Consider the following 453-nt stretch of genomic DNA (forward strand, 5'->3'; position numbering starts at 1 on the left):
CAATACCAGGCCGCCCGGGCGCGCTGGCTCTCTTCTGATGACAGGCCGCAACCCGATCGCCAATAACAAACCGGAAAGGATGAATCTGATGGAGTTCAAAGATTTTCAATATCTGACGCACGGAGATCCGGTCACGTTCCTGCTTGCGTGGAACATGCTTCTGGAAAACGGCCGCGTCTCGCTTCGGGAACACGATGTATCCGATCTGGCCGCCGGCCTCCAAGTGAGGATGTCCAATTTTATGACGGAGGAAAAGACCCGCAGCGTGGCGGAAACCGCCAAAGGGCTCGCGGAGCTGGAGCCCAGCCTGATCCTTCACTTCCTTCAGCGCGCCAGCCACATCATCACGCTCCCCGGGGAGCCCCAGGAGGGACAATGCCCGGTTTGCGGCGGAGGGCTGAAGTACCAGACCCCCGTAGTAGACGGCCATGAGGTACGCAGACGCTACCGTTG

The 453-nt window shown here is 59.6% G+C and carries 1 protein-coding gene; it reads left to right on the forward strand.

Annotated features, from left to right (window positions below):
• Positions 1-88: 88 nt before the first annotated feature.
• A partial coding sequence (locus RX395_RS10065; RefSeq protein WP_316367369.1) for a hypothetical protein occupies positions 89-453 on the forward strand: 365 nt, incomplete at its 3' end.

Origin of the sequence: Collinsella aerofaciens (assembly GCF_032584215.1) — a bacterium.
In the GTDB taxonomy this organism is placed as follows: domain Bacteria; phylum Actinomycetota; class Coriobacteriia; order Coriobacteriales; family Coriobacteriaceae; genus Collinsella.